The organism is Micromonospora sp. WMMD1102, assembly GCF_029626265.1.
Taxonomy (GTDB): domain Bacteria; phylum Actinomycetota; class Actinomycetes; order Mycobacteriales; family Micromonosporaceae; genus Plantactinospora.
In genome coordinates this window covers 95,633-112,200 of sequence record NZ_JARUBN010000001.1, presented here as the reverse complement: position 1 = coordinate 112,200, position 16,568 = coordinate 95,633, and the positions used below count along the sequence as shown (strand labels likewise).

Annotated in this window: 13 protein-coding genes; 8 read left to right on the top strand and 5 right to left on the bottom strand. The window is 74.1% G+C overall.

Translation table 11 applies throughout. The features are described from left to right. Positions 1-25: 25 nt before the first annotated feature. The 5 genes from O7626_RS00720 to cydC all read left to right on the top strand — a co-directional run bounded on the left by O7626_RS00720 (position 26) and on the right by cydC (position 5,417). Entirely contained in the window at positions 26-466 is a 441-nt protein-coding gene (locus tag O7626_RS00720) for a BlaI/MecI/CopY family transcriptional regulator (RefSeq protein WP_278058198.1), read from the top strand. A gap of 4 nt (positions 467-470) precedes the next feature. Continuing rightward, complete coding sequence (locus O7626_RS00715) at positions 471-1,394, top strand: M56 family metallopeptidase (protein WP_278058196.1); 924 nt, start codon at positions 471-473, stop codon at positions 1,392-1,394. Between the two features lie 83 nt (positions 1,395-1,477). Next, positions 1,478-1,609: a hypothetical protein gene (locus O7626_RS00710; RefSeq protein ID WP_278058193.1), complete on the top strand. Its 132-nt coding sequence runs from the start codon at positions 1,478-1,480 to the stop codon at positions 1,607-1,609. Further along, positions 1,606-3,582, top strand: coding sequence for a thiol reductant ABC exporter subunit CydD (gene cydD, locus O7626_RS00705; protein ID WP_278058192.1), 1,977 nt, complete (start codon positions 1,606-1,608; stop codon positions 3,580-3,582). The genes O7626_RS00710 and cydD overlap by 4 nt, the downstream gene beginning before the upstream one ends. Further along, entirely contained in the window at positions 3,513-5,417 is a 1,905-nt protein-coding gene (gene cydC, locus O7626_RS00700) for a thiol reductant ABC exporter subunit CydC (protein ID WP_278066011.1), read from the top strand. Before cydD ends, cydC begins: the two co-directional genes overlap by 70 nt. A gap of 27 nt (positions 5,418-5,444) precedes the next feature. Here the strand turns inward: cydC and O7626_RS00695 are convergent, their stop codons facing one another. After that, positions 5,445-5,786 (bottom strand): helix-turn-helix transcriptional regulator, encoded by a 342-nt coding sequence (locus O7626_RS00695; protein WP_278058190.1) that lies wholly within the window; start codon positions 5,784-5,786, stop codon positions 5,445-5,447. Between the two features lie 154 nt (positions 5,787-5,940). Here O7626_RS00695 and O7626_RS00690 point away from each other — a divergent pair, with 154 nt between their 5' ends. From O7626_RS00690 to O7626_RS00680, 3 genes are all read left to right on the top strand, one after another. Next, positions 5,941-6,915, top strand: a complete 975-nt coding sequence (locus tag O7626_RS00690) for a DNA primase (protein ID WP_278058188.1) — start codon at positions 5,941-5,943, stop codon at positions 6,913-6,915. A gap of 38 nt (positions 6,916-6,953) precedes the next feature. Further along, on the top strand, positions 6,954-9,284 hold the full coding sequence (locus O7626_RS00685) for a transposase (protein WP_278058186.1): 2,331 nt from the start codon (positions 6,954-6,956) through the stop codon (positions 9,282-9,284). A gap of 357 nt (positions 9,285-9,641) precedes the next feature. Next, positions 9,642-10,856 (top strand): ABC transporter substrate-binding protein, encoded by a 1,215-nt coding sequence (locus tag O7626_RS00680; protein ID WP_278058184.1) that lies wholly within the window; start codon positions 9,642-9,644, stop codon positions 10,854-10,856. A gap of 281 nt (positions 10,857-11,137) precedes the next feature. Here O7626_RS00680 and O7626_RS00675 read toward each other — a convergent pair whose 3' ends face one another. The 4 genes from O7626_RS00675 to O7626_RS00660 form a co-directional block, all read right to left on the bottom strand. Next, a complete protein-coding gene (locus O7626_RS00675) occupies positions 11,138-11,725 on the bottom strand; it encodes an ATP/GTP-binding protein (RefSeq protein ID WP_101369592.1) in 588 nt (195 codons plus the stop codon). Position 11,726: 1 nt separating this feature from the next. Further along, positions 11,727-12,104 (bottom strand): DUF742 domain-containing protein, encoded by a 378-nt coding sequence (locus O7626_RS00670; RefSeq protein ID WP_101371820.1) that lies wholly within the window; start codon positions 12,102-12,104, stop codon positions 11,727-11,729. Positions 12,105-12,214: 110 nt separating this feature from the next. After that, complete coding sequence (locus O7626_RS00665) at positions 12,215-12,619, bottom strand: roadblock/LC7 domain-containing protein (RefSeq protein WP_101369591.1); 405 nt, start codon at positions 12,617-12,619, stop codon at positions 12,215-12,217. After that, entirely contained in the window at positions 12,616-16,152 is a 3,537-nt protein-coding gene (locus O7626_RS00660; RefSeq protein WP_278058178.1) for a nitrate- and nitrite sensing domain-containing protein, read from the bottom strand. Before O7626_RS00660 ends, O7626_RS00665 begins: the two co-directional genes overlap by 4 nt. Between the last annotated feature and the right edge of the window lie 416 nt (positions 16,153-16,568).

Here is a 16,568-nt window from a genome sequence, read left to right as displayed (position 1 = left end):
CGACAGCAGGTAGTAGAATTGCCGCGTGACGCGACTCGGTGATCTCGAACGTGCGGTGATGGACGTGCTCTGGGACCGGGGCACCGGCGCCGGAGCGACCGTCCGCGAGGTGGCCGAGGCGCTGCGGGACCGTGAGCTGGCCTACACCACGGTGATGACCGTGCTCGACCGGCTGGCCGGCAAGGGCATGGTCGAGCGCGAGCGGGAGGGGCGGGCCTGGCGCTACCGGCCGGCCGCCAGCCGCGAGGCGCACATCGCCCGGCTGATGCTCGACGCCCTGGACCTGGCCGGCAGCCGGGACGCCGCACTGGTCCGGTTCGCCCGCTCGGTCACCGGGACCGAGGCCGAGGTGCTGCGCGCGGCGCTGGCCGACGAGCCCGGGTCGGACCCGACGCGGCTCCCGACGACACCCGGTGACCCCGTGGCGACGACCGACCGGCCGAACACCGCGAAGCGGCGGGGCTGAGCCGATGCTCTACGCCACACACTTCGCGCTCGCCGCCCTGGCCTGCTATCTCGCCGCCCAGGTCCTGACCCGGTCCGGCCGGCTGGGCGCCGGTTGGGCGTGGCACAGTCCCCGGATCGCGATCGTCTGCTGGCAGTTCGTCGGGCTCGCCCTCGGGCTCTCCGCGATCGGCCTGCCGATCTCGCTCGGGCTCGCTCCGTACGGCCAGGGCACCGGTTCCGCGCTGCGGTCGCTCGCCGGTGACCTCCTCGGCGGCGGCGATTTGCCGGCCGGCCTGGGTGTGCTGCACCTCGGCCTGGTCGGCGTCGGTGTCGGCGTGGCGGTGGTGCTGCTCGGCTCGACGGCCCGGAGCCTGCTCGGCGCGCTGCGCGCCCAGCGCCGGCACCGGGACCTGCTGACCCTGGTGGCCCGGGACGACCCGGCCGCGCCCGGCGCCCTGGTACTCGACCACCCGAGCGCGGCCGCCTACTGCCTGCCCGGGGTACGCCCGCAGGTGGTGGTCAGCGCCGGCACCCTGAGCCTGCTCGACCGCGCGCAGCTCGCGGCGGTACTCAGCCACGAGCGGGCGCACGCCGACGAGCGGCACGACCTGGTGCTGCTCCCCTTCACCGCGCTCTGCCGGGCCCTCCCCGGCGTCCGGTGGGTACGCGCCGCACACGACACCGTCGCCCTGCTGGTGGAGATGCGGGCCGACGACAAGGCCCGGCGCCTGCACGCCGACGCCCCGCTCGCCGCCGCGCTGCTCCGGTTCGCCAGCGCCGGCTCCCGGGTCACCCCGGCCGGCGCGCTCGGGGTCGCCGACGGCGAACTCGACGCCCGGGTGCAGCGACTACTGGACGCCCGCCGGCCGGGACGGCTGCCCGGGGTGGCCGCGCTGGCGCTGGCGACGACCCTGGTCGCGCTGCCGGTGTCGCTGTTCCTGCACTGAGCCGCCGGGCCATTACTACATCCCGTAGTAAACTGGCCCTGTCACGGAAGCTGCTGCCCCAGGAACGGAAGCTGCCCCGAGAGATGCGTGGGATATGGGTCTTCGACGGTCGCCGGCCACGCCGGTCGGACAGCGCGGCGCCACCGGCACCGTTCCGGGCCGCGAACGTGCTGCTGCCGGACGAGCCGACCCCGACGCCGCCCGGACACCGGTGAGCCGCCGGCCGTTCGACCCCCGCCTGCTGCGCCGGGTTCCCGGCGCGCGGCGTCACCTCGGACTGCTCGCCGGGCTCGGCGTCGCCGCCGCCGGCCTGGTGATCGCCCAGGCCACCACGCTGGCCACGGTGCTGGCCGAGGCGGCGGGCGGGCGACTCGACCGGGCCGCCCTGGCCGGTTTCCTGGCCAGCGTGGCCGGCCGGGCGGCCCTGCTCTGGGCACAGGGCACGGTGGCGGCCCGCGCCGCGGCCACGGTAAAGGCCACCCTCCGCACCGAACTGCTCGACGGCGTCGGCCGACGCGGGCCGGGCTGGCTGTCCGGGCAGCGTACGGGGCAGCTCGCCACCCTGGCCGGACGCGGACTGGACGCGCTCGACGGGTACTTCACCGGCTACCTGCCGCAGCTCGTGCTCAGCGTCACGGTGCCGCTGGCGGTACTCGCCCGGCTGACCTTCGCCGACTGGAGCTCGGCACTGGTCATCGCGGTGACCCTGCCCCTGGTCCCGATCTTCGGGGCGCTCCTCGGTTGGCAGGCCCAGGCCGCCACCGAGCGGCAGTGGCGCCGGTTGGCACTGCTCGGCGGCCACTTCCTCGACATGGTGCGCGGCCTGCCCACCCTGCACCTGTTCGGCCGCGCCTCCGCCCAGGTCACGGTGGTACGCGGGATGGCGGACCGGCACCGTCGCGCGACCATGGGCACGCTGCGGATCGCCTTCCTCTCCGCGCTGGTGCTCGAACTGGTCGCCACCCTCTCGGTCGCGCTGGTCGCGGTGCCGATCGGCCTCCGGCTGCTCGGCGGAGGACTCGCCCTCCAGACGGCGCTGCTGGTGCTGCTGCTCGCCCCGGAGGCCTTCCTGCCGCTGCGCGCCGCCGGCAGCCAGTTCCACGCCAGCCAGGAGGGACTGGCCGCGCTGGACGAGGCGCTCACCCTGCTCGACCCCGAGTCACGCACCGCCACCACCACCGCCAGCGCCAGCACCACCACCACCGCCAGCGCCAGCGCCAGCGCCAGCGCCAGCGCCAGCGCCAGCCGACCAACTGCCGCCAGCCAGCCATCCCCCGCCAGCCAGCCATCCGCCGACCGGTCACCCGCTACTGGCCACCGAGCATCCGCCGCTGGCCACCGAGCATCCGGCGCTGGCCACCGAGCATCCGGCGCCGGCCAGCTACCGCCCGCCGGCCAACCGGGGCGGCCCGGGGAGATCAGGTTCGAGTCGGTCACGGTCGAGTACGAGCGCACCACCGCGCTGCGGGACGTCACCCTCACCATCCGGCCCGGCGAGCGGATCGCCGTCATCGGTCCGAGCGGCGCCGGCAAGAGCACCCTGCTGCACCTGCTGCTCGGTTTCGTCGACCCGAGCGACGGGCGGATCACGGTCGACGGCACGGACCTGGCGACCCTTGACCTGGCGGGCTGGCGCCGGCAGCTGGCCTGGGTACCGCAGCGGGCCCACCTGTTCGGCACCTCGCTGGCCGACAACATCCGACTCGGCGCGCCGGAGGCGCCCGAGGCGGCCGTCCGGGACGCGATCCGGGACGCCGACCTGACCGAGGTCGTCGCCGGGCTTCCAGACGGCCTGGACACCCGGCTCGGCGAGCGCGGCCACGGGCTGTCCAGCGGCCAGCGGCAGCGGGTCGCACTGGCTCGGGCCTTCCTCCGGGACGCCCCGATCGTGCTGCTCGACGAGCCCACCGCCCGGCTCGACGCCGGCGCGGAGGCGGCCGTACTCGCGGCGACCCGGCGACTGGTCGAGGGGCGTACGGCACTGCTGGTGGCACACCGCCCGACGCTGCTGGCCGAGGCGGACCGGGTGCTCCGGGTCGAGGACGGCCGGGTCACCGAGGAGGCCCCGGCCGCCCACGCCGACCCACCCGCACCTCCGCATTCCGAGCCGGCCGCCGGATCCGGCCCGGTGGGCGTCCCGGGACCGGCGAGGCTGCCCGAGGACGCGCCCCGGGAGGTGGTGGCGTGAGGCTGCGCCCCGAACGGACCGTCTGGCGGCTGGCCCGCCCGTACCTCGGTCGGCTGCTCGGCGCCGGCCTGCTCGCCGCCGGCACCGAACTCGCCGGGCTCGCCCTGCTGGCGACCGCGACCTGGCTGCTGATCAGCGCCGCAGGCCGGCCGCCGCTGGACACCCTCACCGTCGCGATCGTCGCGGTACGCGCCCTGGCGATCGGCCGGGGCGTGCTGCGCTACACCGAACGGCTGGCCGGACACGACGCGGCACTGCGGGTCGTCACCGAGGTCCGGGCCAGCGTCTTCGCCGCGCTGGCGGCCCGGCGTACCGCCGGCACGCAGCGCTCCGCCGACCTGCTCAGCCGGGTGGTCTCGGACGTCGAGGCGGTGCAGGACCTGCTGCTCCGGGTACTGGTGCCCGGAGCGGCCGCCGCGCTCGTCGGTCTGCTCGCCGTGGCGGGTGCCGCCGCCGTCGAGCCGCTCGCCGGGCTGGCCCTGGCCGGCGGACTGCTGCTAGCCGGGGTCGCCCTGCCGGTGCTGGCGGCGCTGCTCACCCGGCGTACCGCCGCCCGGGTGGCGCCGTTGCGCGGCGCGCTCGCCGGGGATGCGGTCGACCTGACCTCCGGTGCCGCCGACCTGGCCGCGTTCGGCGCGACCGGGGCGGCCCTGGACCGGGCGGACGCCCGGGCCCGCGAACTGGCCGGGCTGGAACGCCGGACGGCGGCGGTGGGCTGGGCGGTGGACGCGCTCGGGGTACTGGTGGCCGGTGCGACCAGCGCCGCCGTGCTGACCGTGGCGCTCCGGGCGGAGGTGCCCGGCGTACTCGTCGGGGTCCTCGCGGTCGGCACGCTCGCCGCCGTTGAGGCGGCCCTGGCACTTGTCGGCGCGGCACGGCACTGGACCCGGCTGCGCACCGGCCTGACCCGGGTCGCCGACCTGCTCCGCGACGCCCCGACCCCGACCCCAGCCCCAGTCCCAGCCCCAGCCCCGACCCCGGCCCCAGTCCCAGCCGATGCGTCGCGACAGCCAGCCGACACCCCGCGACAGCCGATCGACGCGGCGCGACACCTCCGCTACCCGGCCCGGCGGTGGCACTGCCGGGTCGACGGGGTGGACCTGCGCTACCGCCGCCACGGCCCGCCCGCGCTCGACGGGGTGAGCCTCGACCTGCCGGCCGGCGCCCGGATCGCCGTCGTCGGGCCGAGCGGGGCCGGCAAGAGCAGCCTGCTCGGCGTACTGACCGGGATGGTGCGGCCGGACCGGGGGCGGGTGCTACTCGACGGCGTCGACCTCGCCGAACTGCCCGTCGACCGGCTGCCCCGGATCGTCGGCGGGCTGCTCGCCGACGCGCACGTCTTCCACGCCAGCATCCGGGAGAACCTGCTGCTCGGCCGGGCCGGTGCCACCGACGACGACCTGGCCGGCGCCGCCGCGGCGGCCGGCCTGCTGGACTGGGTACGCCGGCAGCCCGCCGGCTGGGACACGCTGGTCGGCGAGGACGGCGGTCAGCTCTCCGGCGGGCAACGCCAGCGGCTGCTGCTGGCCCGGGCCCTGCTCGCCGCCCCGGCCGGCGTCCTGGTGCTGGACGAGCCGACCGAGGGTCTCGACCCCGCCGCCGCGGACGCGGTGCTCGGCTCGGCGACCGCGCACGCCGGCCCGGACCGCACGGTGGTACTCGTCACACACCGACTGTCCGATTTGGACCGGTACGACGAGATCGTCGTACTCGACGGTGGCCGCGTCACCGACCGGGGTGACCACGCCGAACTCGCCGCCCGACCGGGCTGGTACCGCGACCAGTGGCTGCGCCAGACCGGCGCCGAACGCGACTACCTGGCGATCCGCTCCTGAAGCCCGCACGGGTCGATGGATTGCCGCTCAGGCGGGTGCGCCGGGCGTCTCCGGCCCGCCGAGGAACCGGGCCACCGTCGAGCTGAACTCCTGCCAGCTGCTCCGCTCGCCGACCAGGGCACGCTGCCCGGCACCGGTCAGCTCGTAGGTCCGGCGCTCCCGGCCGTTGACCGTGCTCCAGGCGCTGCTGACGTAGCCGGCCCGCTCCAGCCGGCGCAGCGCCGGATAGATGGTCCCGGTGGGCAGGTCGAGCACGCCGCCGCTGCGGGCCCGGAGTGCCTCGATGATGGCGTACCCGTGCAGCGCGCCCCGCTCCAGCACCGCGAGCAGCAGCGCATCGAGATGGCCGTGCAGCGCCTGGGCGTTCATAGGTAGCAAGACTACTAATATGCGCGGCAAACTCCAACGGGGTGCCGGCGTCCACGTTCGCCGCCGGCCTACTAGGGTGTGTGCGCAGAGTCACCGATCCGCCGGCAACCCTCGCCGGGTCGGGTGCCCATATCGAGCGCACACGGAGGTCAGCGTGGCCCGCCAGTCGTCCCACCGGCCCGAAACCGACGAGCCGGGCAACGAGTCCGCCGGAAGCGACGGGGTCGCCGACCCCGGGCAGGTCGAGGCCGACTCCCCGGGAACCAGTGACGACACCGCCGGCACCGAGGACGCCCCGGCGACGTCCGGCGCGCCGAACCGGTCGCTCTGGGAGGAGGTCCGGATCGATCCGGTCGAGATCGCCCTGCCGTCGGGTGCCGGTTTCACCCTGCGGGCGTACCGGCCGGCGAGCGAGCTGACCCCGACCGACATCGCCGACCGCGAGCAGGACGACCTCTTCGCCAGCCGGTCCCGGCGGGCCGAGGTCGACGAGGAGGACGAGGACGAGACGGTCGTGATCCTCGACGAGGAGGTCGCCGACCAGTTCGCCGAGGCCGACAAGGAGGAGGCGGAGCGGGACGGCAAGACCGACGCCGACGACTCCGACGGCGAGCCGGCCGCCGCCGAGGCGGAGGAGGACGGCGAGGAGGTGCCGGCGTTCCTCACCCACCGGGGCAAGCTGCTGCTGTTCAAGAGTCCTGAGGCGCTCGTCACATTCGTCAGGTCCGGCGCGCCGAACGACCTGGCCGATCTGGACACCTGGGACACGCTCGTCGAGCGGATCACGCCGGCCGACGTCGCCCCGCTCGACGAGGACTCCTACGAGCTCGACCTGGTGGTGGAGAACCTGCGCGGCGGGCACGACGTCTGGGACTCGACACTGCTGATCGAGGCCGGCGAGGTCGCTCGTGACCTGGCCTACGCGCTCCGGCTCCCCGCCGTACTGGATATGCTTTCCTCCGGCTCCAGCCTGGACGACCTCGACGAGGCACTCCGGGCCACCGTTGCCGGCGGCCTCGGCGGATTCCGTGGTCGGCGGCGACTCAAGAAAATCGGGGCACAAACCGCAAGTCTCGGGTGGCGCACGATTATCGGCAAGATCTCTGCCGCCGTGGACTGGCGCGACTGACCCCTTACCAGGGAGCATCAGTCTTTGGCACACCACTTGTGTCTCGGGAGGAGGACGACGCCGTGGCGCTCGTGCGGGTGTACTGCGGTCTGGCCTCTGCGGATACGACGGGCCGGCCGACTTCGGCCGGCGCGACGCTGACCTCCGCGGTGGTCGACGACGCAGGCAGACTGCTCCATGTCTGCGAAATCACCGACGACCCGGCTGGCTACGCCCAGCTCGGCGCGGTACTCGTCGAGCGGAGCAGCGGACCGAGCGGCGCGGCTGTCGCGGCGGACAGCGACGACCACATGGTCACCTCGTTGCTCAGCGCGGCCGGACGTCCCCTGGTCATCGCCGACGACGACTCCGTCGACGACTTCGCCGAACGGTTCGCCGACGACGAGTCGGCCGAGGAGCGGGACTCCGCCCCGGCCGAGCGGCGGGCTGTCGGGCTCGCCCGGGCGTTGCAGGCCGGTGCGCTCTCCGCGGCCACCCTCCCGGCACCGCGCGAACTCGCCGGGTTCAAGCCGGTGCTCGCCGCGCACGCCGCGCTCGCCAACGGGCGGCACGCCGCCGCCGTGGCCCTGCGCGAGGTGCTGCGCGAGCTCTACCCGGCCGCGCTGCGGGCGTATCCGGACCCGGCCGAGCCGGTTTCGCTGGCCGTGCTCGACGCCCTGCCCGAGCCGGGCATGCTCAGCGGCACCGCCGCACGCGGCCGGGACACCTCGGTCGCCACCGACGCCATCGCCGCGCACCTCGCCGCGGACGGCGTCGCCGAGGCCGACGTGATCACCGAGGCGGTCACCGCGCTCCGGGTCGCCATCGCGGAGACACCTCGGCGGGGGGCCGCCAACAAGGCCCTCACCTCAGCGGCGGCGGAGACCGTACGCCAGGCCGTCGCGGCGGTACGCGCCTGCGACGCCGGCTGTGACGCCCTCGTCGCCACCCTCACCGCCCGGGTCAGCACCCCGGAGCCGGTCCGTCGGGCCGGCCGGCGCAGCGCTGGTGAGGCTGCCTCGCAGGTCGGCGCCGGGCTGCCCGGTCCGACGCGGGAGCCGCTGCCCAGCTCGGGACGGCGCAACCGGCACCAGCCGGCGGCGAGCAGCCCGCCCGCCCGCCCGCAGCCGATGGGACCGCCGCCGGTCGCGCCGGCGCCAGTCGCACCGCCGCCGATGGCGCCGCAGCCGGTCACTCCCTCCGCCGCGCCACCGCTGTCACCGGCGGCCACGCTCTCCATGCCCGTCGTGCCGGTCTCCGGGCCGCCCCGCGAGCCGCGCACGGCTCCGCCCTCCTCGGCGCCACCGGCCTACCATGCCGACACGTTGGCGAACCGGCCGGTCTCGGCGCCGCCGCCGCCTCCGGGGATGACTCCGATGCCGGCGCAGCGCGGGGCCATCCCGCCGGCCGAGGCCGGCGAGCCGTTCCGGGCCACCCTGACCACGGCCGCCATCAACAGCGCCCGCAGCGAGCGGCGCCCGACGCCGATCACCCCCCGACCGAAGACCAACGGGGAGAGCGCGGCGCGTCCGGGCACGATCTCCGCCGCCGGACTGACGGTCTCGGTGCCGGCGACTCGGCCCGAGCCACCGGCACCGCCCGGTTCCCGGGCGAACTGGCCGCTGGTGAACCCGGGTGACGAGCAGGACGACCGGGCCGGCGGGTCTGGCTACCGGGCCTACCCGGGCGGCCAGTCCGAGCAGCGGGACGCCCCGGTCAGCGCGGCGCCCGCCGACGGGCGGGTCACCCCGCCGTGGCAGGCGGACGACCTGCCGCCGGAGCCGCCCACGCTGCGCCTGGTCGAGCCGCCGCCGCTGGCGGACCGCACCCTGCACAACGGGCTGCCCACCGACAATCCGCCGCTGCGTCTGGTGGACCGGGACGAGCCGACGGCACAGGCCGGTTCGGGCCTGCCCCGCCGGGCCACCGCCGAGCCGAGCGCGCCGCCGGTAGCCGACGAGGGCGACGGCGACCTGCTGATCTTCGCGGCGGCCCGGTCCGCCTGGTTCACCGGCCACCCCGAAGAGGCCGAGGTGGAGTGGTCGTCGACCGCCGACAGCGGTTGGCGGGCCGCCGAGCAGGCGGCCCGGCCCTCGGTCGGCGCCTCGACCACCGCCGGGCTGCCCAAGCGGGTGCCGCAGGCCAACCTGGTGCCCGGCTCGCCGCTGCGGGACGAGCGCCCGCTGCGGATCGTCCGCGACGCGGCCAGGATCGCCGAGCACACCACCGGGTACTTCCGGGGCTGGCGGCGCGGCCAGGAGATCGGCGGCTACGCCGTGGGTGGCCGGCCGGGCCGGGAGGCCGCCGGAGGCTGGGACTTCAGCCGGGACCCGGACGAGCGGGCCGACAACCGCGACTACGAGTACCGCTCCGCCAGCTACCGTTCCTGACCGATCCGATCCGCCGGCACATCGAGGACCCACACCAAAGCCCGTGCTCGTCCGACGGCTGGTGTGGGTCTTCCACGTCTGCGCAGGCCGACGCTACGGCTGCTGGCGACGGCGGTTCCCGGGCCGGGCTGTGCGTACTCGCTCGGGCACCCTCCGCGTCCGCGCACCGGCCGCTCGACAGCGCCGGCCGGTCTGTCCGGTCAGGAACCCTCGACTGACTGGCCAGTCAGGCCCATCCCTACGTCGACCTGGTGTTTCTCGCCACAGTGTGCAGAGTTGACGGTGCCGGGGAGGGGCAGCCAACATACCCCGGGACCGTGGGCGACACCTACGACCAGCGCATGGAGGGTGGCAACGATGGCCGGACCGGCAGTCGAGGCGTGGACCCTGAGCCGGCGAGGCCTGCTGGCGGCGACCGCCACCAGCCTGCTCGCCGCCTGTGGAACGAACGACGAGGGGCCGGTCGGGCCGCCCGGGCCCGGTTCCCGGGAACTCGTCGTCGGCGCCAGCCTCGAACTCACCGGCCCCGGCCGGGTCCTCGGCGTACTCCAGGAACGGGCCCTGAAGATCACCGTTGACAAGTTCAACGAGCAGGGCGTGCCGGTCGGCAACCTGCGTCGCAACCTCCGGCTGGTGATCCGGGACAACGCCAGCGAGCCCCGGCTCGCCGCCCAGCACGCGACGGAACTGGCCACCCGGGAGAACGTGCACGCGCTGATCGGCGGCTGCTTCGCCGAGACGTCCCTGGCGATCGTCCCGATCGCGCAGCAGCAGCAGGTGCCGTTCGTCTCCTTCGCCGCAGCCGACAACCTCACCGTGCCGCTGGCGCAGCGGACGTACATCTTCAAACTCACGCCGGACGCCCGGGACGTGGCGCGGGCGCTGGCCCGGCTGATCAGCTCACAGGGCTTCGAACGGGTCGGTCTGGTGGCGACGCCTGGGCCGCACGGCGATTCGGGCGTACGGGCCCTCACAGCGGCCCTGAAGGCGGTGGACGTCGACCTCGTCAAGGTGGCCCGGCTGCCCCGCGCCGAGAACGCCGACTACCGCCCGGCGGTGCGGAAGGTGACCAACCGCGATCCGGAGGCGGTGATCGTCTGGGGGACCGCGCCGTTCTCCGGCACTGCGGCTAGGGCACTGCGGCAGAGCAAATTCCGGGGCCGGATCTTCTTCGACGCCGGTGCGGTCGCCGAGGACACCCTCTCGGCGGAGAACGCGTCCGCGGTCGAGGGCGCGTACGTGGTGCATCCCGGCTCGCTGAACAGCTCGTCGCTGACCAACACCACCCCGGCCGGGCTGGACCGGCGGGAATTCGCCTACCGCTACATCCACCTGCACGGCTCGTTCAGCGGCTTCGCGCCCTACGGGTCCGACGCGCTGCGACTGATCGTCAACGCGGCCCGGCTCGGCAAGAGCGTCGACCGGGGTCGGCTGCGCGCCTATCTGGGCAACCAGATCACCGAGGGGATCGCCGGATCGTACTCGTTCGCGCCGATCCGGCACGGCGGGATGGAACCGGACTCGCTGGGTGTCTTCACCGTGGTCTCCGGCTCCTGGAGCCGGGTCTCCTGAACCGGCCGGGCCAGATCCCCTCCAGGGCCACCGGGCCTCCGCCGCCACCTGGGCACACAGTGCACACTCGCCATCGTGACGCCACAGTGGACAGGCCGCGACGGCGCTGGCCGGGGCCGGCAGGTGGCGGAGGGCGCGTTCCGCGCCGTCACCACCGGGACGCGGCCGGCCGCCGAAAGGCGAACAGCCGTCGGCCGGCGCGGGCCCTGGCGACCTCGTCGGGCGGGCCGGCACCGGCCTACGGCCGGGCCACTCCCGACGGGGCGGCTAGCTCGCGCCGGTCAGGCCGGGGCGACGGCGCGCGAGCGCCGCATGGTGAGCACGTACTCGACAAGCGAGATCAGTACGTGCTTGGTCGACTCCCGGTTCCGGGCGTCACACGCGACGACCGGCACCTCGTTCGAGATCGCCAGCGCGTCCCGCACGTCCTGCGGGTCGTGGTACTGCATACCGTCGAAGCAGTTGATCGCCACGAGGTACGGCAGCCGCCGGTGCTCGAAGAAGTCGATGGCCGCGAAGCAGTCGGCCAGCCGACGGGTGTCCACCAGGACGACCGCGCCGATCGCTCCCCGCACCAGTTCGTCCCACATGAACCAGAACCGCGTCTGGCCCGGGGTGCCGAACAGGTAGAGGATAAGGTCCCGGTCGATCGAGATCCGACCGAAGTCCATGGCGACCGTGGTGGTCGTCTTGCCCGGCACCTGGCGGGTGTCGTCGACACCTACGCCAGCCGACGTCATGATCGCCTCGGTGGTCAGCGGCGTGATTTCCGAGACCGAACCGACCAGCGTCGTCTTGCCGACGCCAAAGCCACCGGCGATGACGATCTTCGCCGATGTCACGCGCCCGGCCGTTGGGCGGTGCGACATGTCAGAGCCTGCGAAGTCCACTCAGCACCCTCTCCAGCAGTTCAGTGCCCACCGCGTCGTTTGAGTCGTCCAGGATTGTCGGTTCGTGTACCGCCACCAGGCCGTCAGCGGCCATGTCGGCGATCAGGACCCGAGCCACTCCGAGCGGCAACTGCATCCGCGCCGCGATCTCCGCGAGCGACTGCAGCCGACCATCACACAGCGCGGCGATGTATTGATGCTCCCGGCCCTGGCCGCCATTGCCGTTGCCGGCGGACCGACCGCGCACCGTCGTCTCGACGAGCGCCTCCAGGGCGATGTCAAGCCTCGGCCGGGTACGACCACGGGTAACGGCATATGGCCTCACCAGCGCGCCAGTCGGCTCGTCGCGTTCGGCCATCATCACCGTCCACCCCCTTTCACGTCGTACCCGAGACTCAACGCCTGGAGTTCGTCATTGTTGCATTGTCGTCGCGCCGGCCGGCGAGCCGCACCGGCCGGATACCACCTCTAGCTCAGCATCCCCGCGGCGGCCCGGGGCGGCGGCGTCAGAGCGTCACCGACCCGGTCGACGAGCAGTGCCATCTCGTAGCCCACCTGACCCACGTCAGAGCTGCGGGCGGCGAGGACCGCGAAGGACGAGCCGTCCGAGATGGACATCAGGAACAGGAACCCATTGTCCATCTCGACCACCGTCTGCAGCACCGCCCCACCCTCGAAGCAGCGCGCCGCCCCCTGGGTGAGGCTGACCAGGCCGGACGCGATCGCGGCGAGCTGATCCGCCCGGTCACGCGGAAGGTCCCGTGACGACGCCAGGAGCAGGCCGTCCGCGGAGACGGCGATCGCGTGGGCGACGCCGGGTACACGATCGGCGAAGTTGGCCAGCAGCCAACCGAGATCCTGCGTAGATGTCATCCTTCATGCTCCTTCTGGCCGCTCGCGGTCGCGGGGCCCACTCCGGCCTGCGGGGATTGCTGCCCTGCCGGAGTCGCCTCCGGACTGGTCGACTGGTCGTCCGTCGGGTGCGTGCGGCCACGCTGCACCCCACGGTGGTACGCGGACAACAGCCCGCGCACCGCCTCCGGCGTACGACGCTGCACCGAGGTGGTCGGCTTCTCCACGGCTCCGGGCACCAACTGCGCCATCGGTACCCGCTTGGGCAGTCCGGTCTGGGTGGTCTGGTTGGGCGTCGTGGCGGCTGTCGTAGCCGCCATGGCCGCCCGCCAGCCGTCGTCGGCCGCAGTACGCCAACCGCTGCCCTCGCCCGGCCGACCGGTGCTGTTGGTGGCCGGACCGCTTCCCGGCTGCTGGCCACCGGGGGCCGGGCTGTCGACCGTTGCCGCGTTGCCTGTGGTCGGTACGGATCTGATCCGGGCCGCGTCGGGAACGGCGGTGTCCACCGCGACGGCCTGGCCGGTCGCCTGGGGAGCCGTAGGGGCTCCCTGCGGCTGCCCACCGGTTTCCTCGGGCTTCCGGCGGGTGCGGAACCAGGCCGACTCCAGTTCGCGGAAGATCGGCAGTTCCATGGTCTCGTCGGCGAACTTCGGCCGGGCCTCCACGTTGGCCGTGGCCTCCGCCGCCGAGGGCCGAGCCATCCGGGGCAGCTCGGCGGTCATGTCCAGGGCCGCGGCCAGCCGCTCCGGCACCGGCGGTGCGGCGGTCTCCCGGTCCGGCGTGTTCACCGGTGGCCAGGCCGGCGGGGCGTTGCCCGACTGGGCCGGCGACGGCGCGGCGGGCGGCTGCGCCGGAGCGGGCGGCGGCGCCGTCTGACCGAACGGCGGCGCCGAAACCGGCCGCTGACCGAACGGCGGCGCCGAGACCGGTGGCTGGCCGAACGGCGGCGCCGAAACCGGTGGCACCGGCGGCGGCGTGGCGGCCGGCGGCAGTGCGGCCAGCCCGTTCGGCTGGTTCGACTGCGGCTCCGGCGTGGCCGGACGCTGCCGGGGGATGAACCCGGACATCGTCGTCTCGGCCGGCGACGGACCGGCGTCCTGTTCGGTGGCCCGCCGCTGCGGCAGCGGCTCGACGTCGTGCCCGTTCGGCACCCGGGGCGTGAAGGGGTCGTTCCCGTTGCGGACAGCCCCCCGGGCGCCGGTGAGGTCGGACCAGGCCGGCATCTCCCTCGGCTGGCTCGGGGCGCCACCGGTGTGCCCACCGTTCATCGCCGGCTCGTAGGGCCGGCCGAGCGGCGCGCCGTCGCGGTTGCGGTCGCCGCCGAAGCCGGGACCACGGTCACCGCCGCCGAAGCCCGGGGCGCGGTCGCCGCCGAAGCCGGGGCCACGGTCGGCGCCGAAGCCCGGACCCGGGTCGGCACCGAAGCCCGGCCCGCGGCCACCGCCGCCGAAGGCCGGTGCCGGCGTGGCCGCCGGACCGCTCTCCAGGGCGAGCGGGCCGCCGATCGCCGGACGGGCGGTCGGTTCCGGCGCGATCGGGCCGCCGGGCTGCTGGGTGCGGCCGGAGAGCGCCCGGGGAATCAGCATCGCGGCGGGCAGCGTGACCTCGGCGACCGTCCCCCGGTCGGGGCCGGGCCGCAGCTCGACCCGTACGCCGTGCCGGGAGGCCAGCCGGGCGACCACGACCAGACCCATCATCCGGGAGACGGTCACGTCGACGGCGGGTGGCGTGGCGAGCCGCTCGTTGAGGTCCTGCAACTGCTCGGCGGTGATGCCGATGCCCCGGTCCTCCACGAAGAGGGTCCCGCGGTCACCCACCCGGCGGGCCTCCACCATGACCTGCGAGTCCGGCGGGGAGAAGGCCGTGGCGTTGTCGAAGAGCTCGGCGACCAGGTGCACCAGGTCGTTGACGGCGGCGGCCTGGACCTCCAGGTCCCGGTCGACCATGCCGAACTCGATCCGGGTGTAGTGCTCGACCTCGGACTGCGCGGCCCGGAGCACGTCGATCAAGGCCGCCGGTTCACGCTGCACACGGGTCGAGTCGGCGCCCGCGAGCACCAGCAGGTTCTCGTCGTTGCGGCGCATCCGGGTGGCCAGGTGGTCGAGCTGGAAGAGCTCGCCCAGCCGGTCCGGGTCCTCCTCGCCCCGCTCCAGCCGGTCCAGGTGACCGATGAGCCGGTCGACCAGGATCTGCGAACGGCGGGCGAGGTTGACGAACATCGTCGCGACCGAGGCGCGCAGTGCGGCCTGCTCGGCGGCGGTCCGGACGGCCTCCAGGTGGACGGCGTTGAACGCCTCGGTCACCTGCCCGAACTCGTCCTTGCTGCGTACCGGTAGTGGCTCGGCGATCTGGTTGGCCACCTGCACCGGTGACATCTGGGCGGTCATCTGCGGGTCGCGCAGCCGGGAGACCGCGTGCGGCAGGCCGTACTGGGCGATCGAGAGCGCGCCGTGCCGCAGCTCGCGCAGCGAACGGGCCATCGAGCGGGCGACCAGGTAGGCGAAGAGCACCGCCAGCAGCAGCATGCTGAGCAGCAGACCGGTCTCCAGGAAGACCGTCCGCTGCACGTCGTCGCGGAGGGCGCTCGCCTCGGTCAGCACGTCGGCGTCGAGCCGACCCTCGACGGTACGGATCAGCTGGGCGTTGCCGAGCATCGCCGAGTCCCAGTCGTCGGCGTCGAACGGCGCATCGGCCATGCTCTCGTTCGTCCGGCCCCGGATCCAGCCGCCGTAGCTGTCGACCTCGCGCACGTCGGCGCCGGTGACCGTCTCGTCGTAGAACGCCGCCTCGGGACCGGTGGCGATCGCCTTGAAGGTCTGCAACGCCTGCTGCTGACCGGTTTCGGTGGCGATGTAGTCGGTCTGTAGGGCGGCGGTCAGCTGACCGTCGATCAGGGCGCGGTGCACCACGACCCGCCGCATCGACAGGAACTCCTTGCCGCGCGCGTTGGCGGCGGCGGCCCGCATCCGGTCGCTCAGCGAGGAGTCGCCGGCGAGCTGCGAGGCCAGGTCCCGGATGTTCAGCAGGTCGTTGATCAGACCCTCGTACGACTGTGCCGCATCGGTCAGCTTCAACTTGGAGTTGATGACCTGGCTGCGGATGCCCGGCAGGTCGGCCAGGCCCTGGTCGATCTGGGCCAGCAGCGTGTCGAAGTTGCCCGGCAGTTCGTCGAGCTGTGCCCGGCGTTCCGAGTAGGGACCCTTGGCCTTGTCGACCTCCGGGTGCACCTTGCCGTACGCGTCGCGGGCCGCCTTCCGGGTCGCGTCGTTGCGCGAGCCGAGCAGCAGTACGGCGCCGGCGCGCTCGTCCTGGAGGTCGTGCACCAGTTCACCGGAGGTCTGGGCGAGCGTCGCCAGGGTGTGCGCCCGGTTCGCGTCGTCCAGCGTCTCCATGTGGTCGACGATGCTGGTCGTGCCGACCACGACGACCGCGATGGTCGGCGCGATCATGATCAGACCCAGCTTCGACCAGATCGGCATGTCGCGCAGCCGGCCGGCGACCGGCCAGCGGAGACGCGACAGGATCGGGCTTGCTGTCTTCGGCCGCTTGCTCACGTCACCGCCTTCCCATCCAGCACCCGGCCAAAGGCCCAGGGCACCGCTGATCGACCGACCCGGGCGGGTCGGACCTCCGAGATTCCATCACGCCACAACTCAAGAAGAAAGCCCAGGTTGTCACCGACTGGAAGCGCATCGGGATGTCCCGGCGATTTGACAGCAGTCCGTCTTTCTGGCGTCACCCAGGGTAGTCACGCATCCTGTCCATGCTCCATTGTCACCGACCGCCCGAAGCCGGAAGGTCGCTGCTCGGCCCGTACCCGGGACCCGCACCGCAACGTATCGAACGTTACCGGCACGGGGGAACCCTACGCCCTCGCGTACGGTGGCTGCGCCCGGCTCCGGTGTCACCCGCGAGCCTGCATCTCCGCAGCGGGAAGAACCATTGCCCGACCGGTCCGGTACGGCAAGGC

Excerpts from the sequence above, each read along its gene's own strand:
- O7626_RS00695 (WP_278058190.1), bottom strand. The coding sequence starts at position 5,786 with ATGAACGCCCAGGCGCTGCACGGCCATCTCGATGCGCTGCTGCTCGCG.
- O7626_RS00670 (WP_101371820.1), bottom strand. The coding sequence starts at position 12,104 with ATGGCCGAACGCGACGAGCCGACTGGCGCGCTGGTGAGGCCATATGCC.
- O7626_RS00715 (WP_278058196.1), top strand. The coding sequence starts at position 471 with ATGCTCTACGCCACACACTTCGCGCTCGCCGCCCTGGCCTGCTATCTC.
- O7626_RS00675 (WP_101369592.1), bottom strand. The coding sequence starts at position 11,725 with ATGTCGCACCGCCCAACGGCCGGGCGCGTGACATCGGCGAAGATCGTC.
- O7626_RS00665 (WP_101369591.1), bottom strand. The coding sequence starts at position 12,619 with ATGACATCTACGCAGGATCTCGGTTGGCTGCTGGCCAACTTCGCCGAT.
- O7626_RS00710 (WP_278058193.1), top strand. The coding sequence starts at position 1,478 with ATGCGTGGGATATGGGTCTTCGACGGTCGCCGGCCACGCCGGTCGGAC.
- O7626_RS00680 (WP_278058184.1), top strand. The coding sequence starts at position 9,642 with ATGGCCGGACCGGCAGTCGAGGCGTGGACCCTGAGCCGGCGAGGCCTG.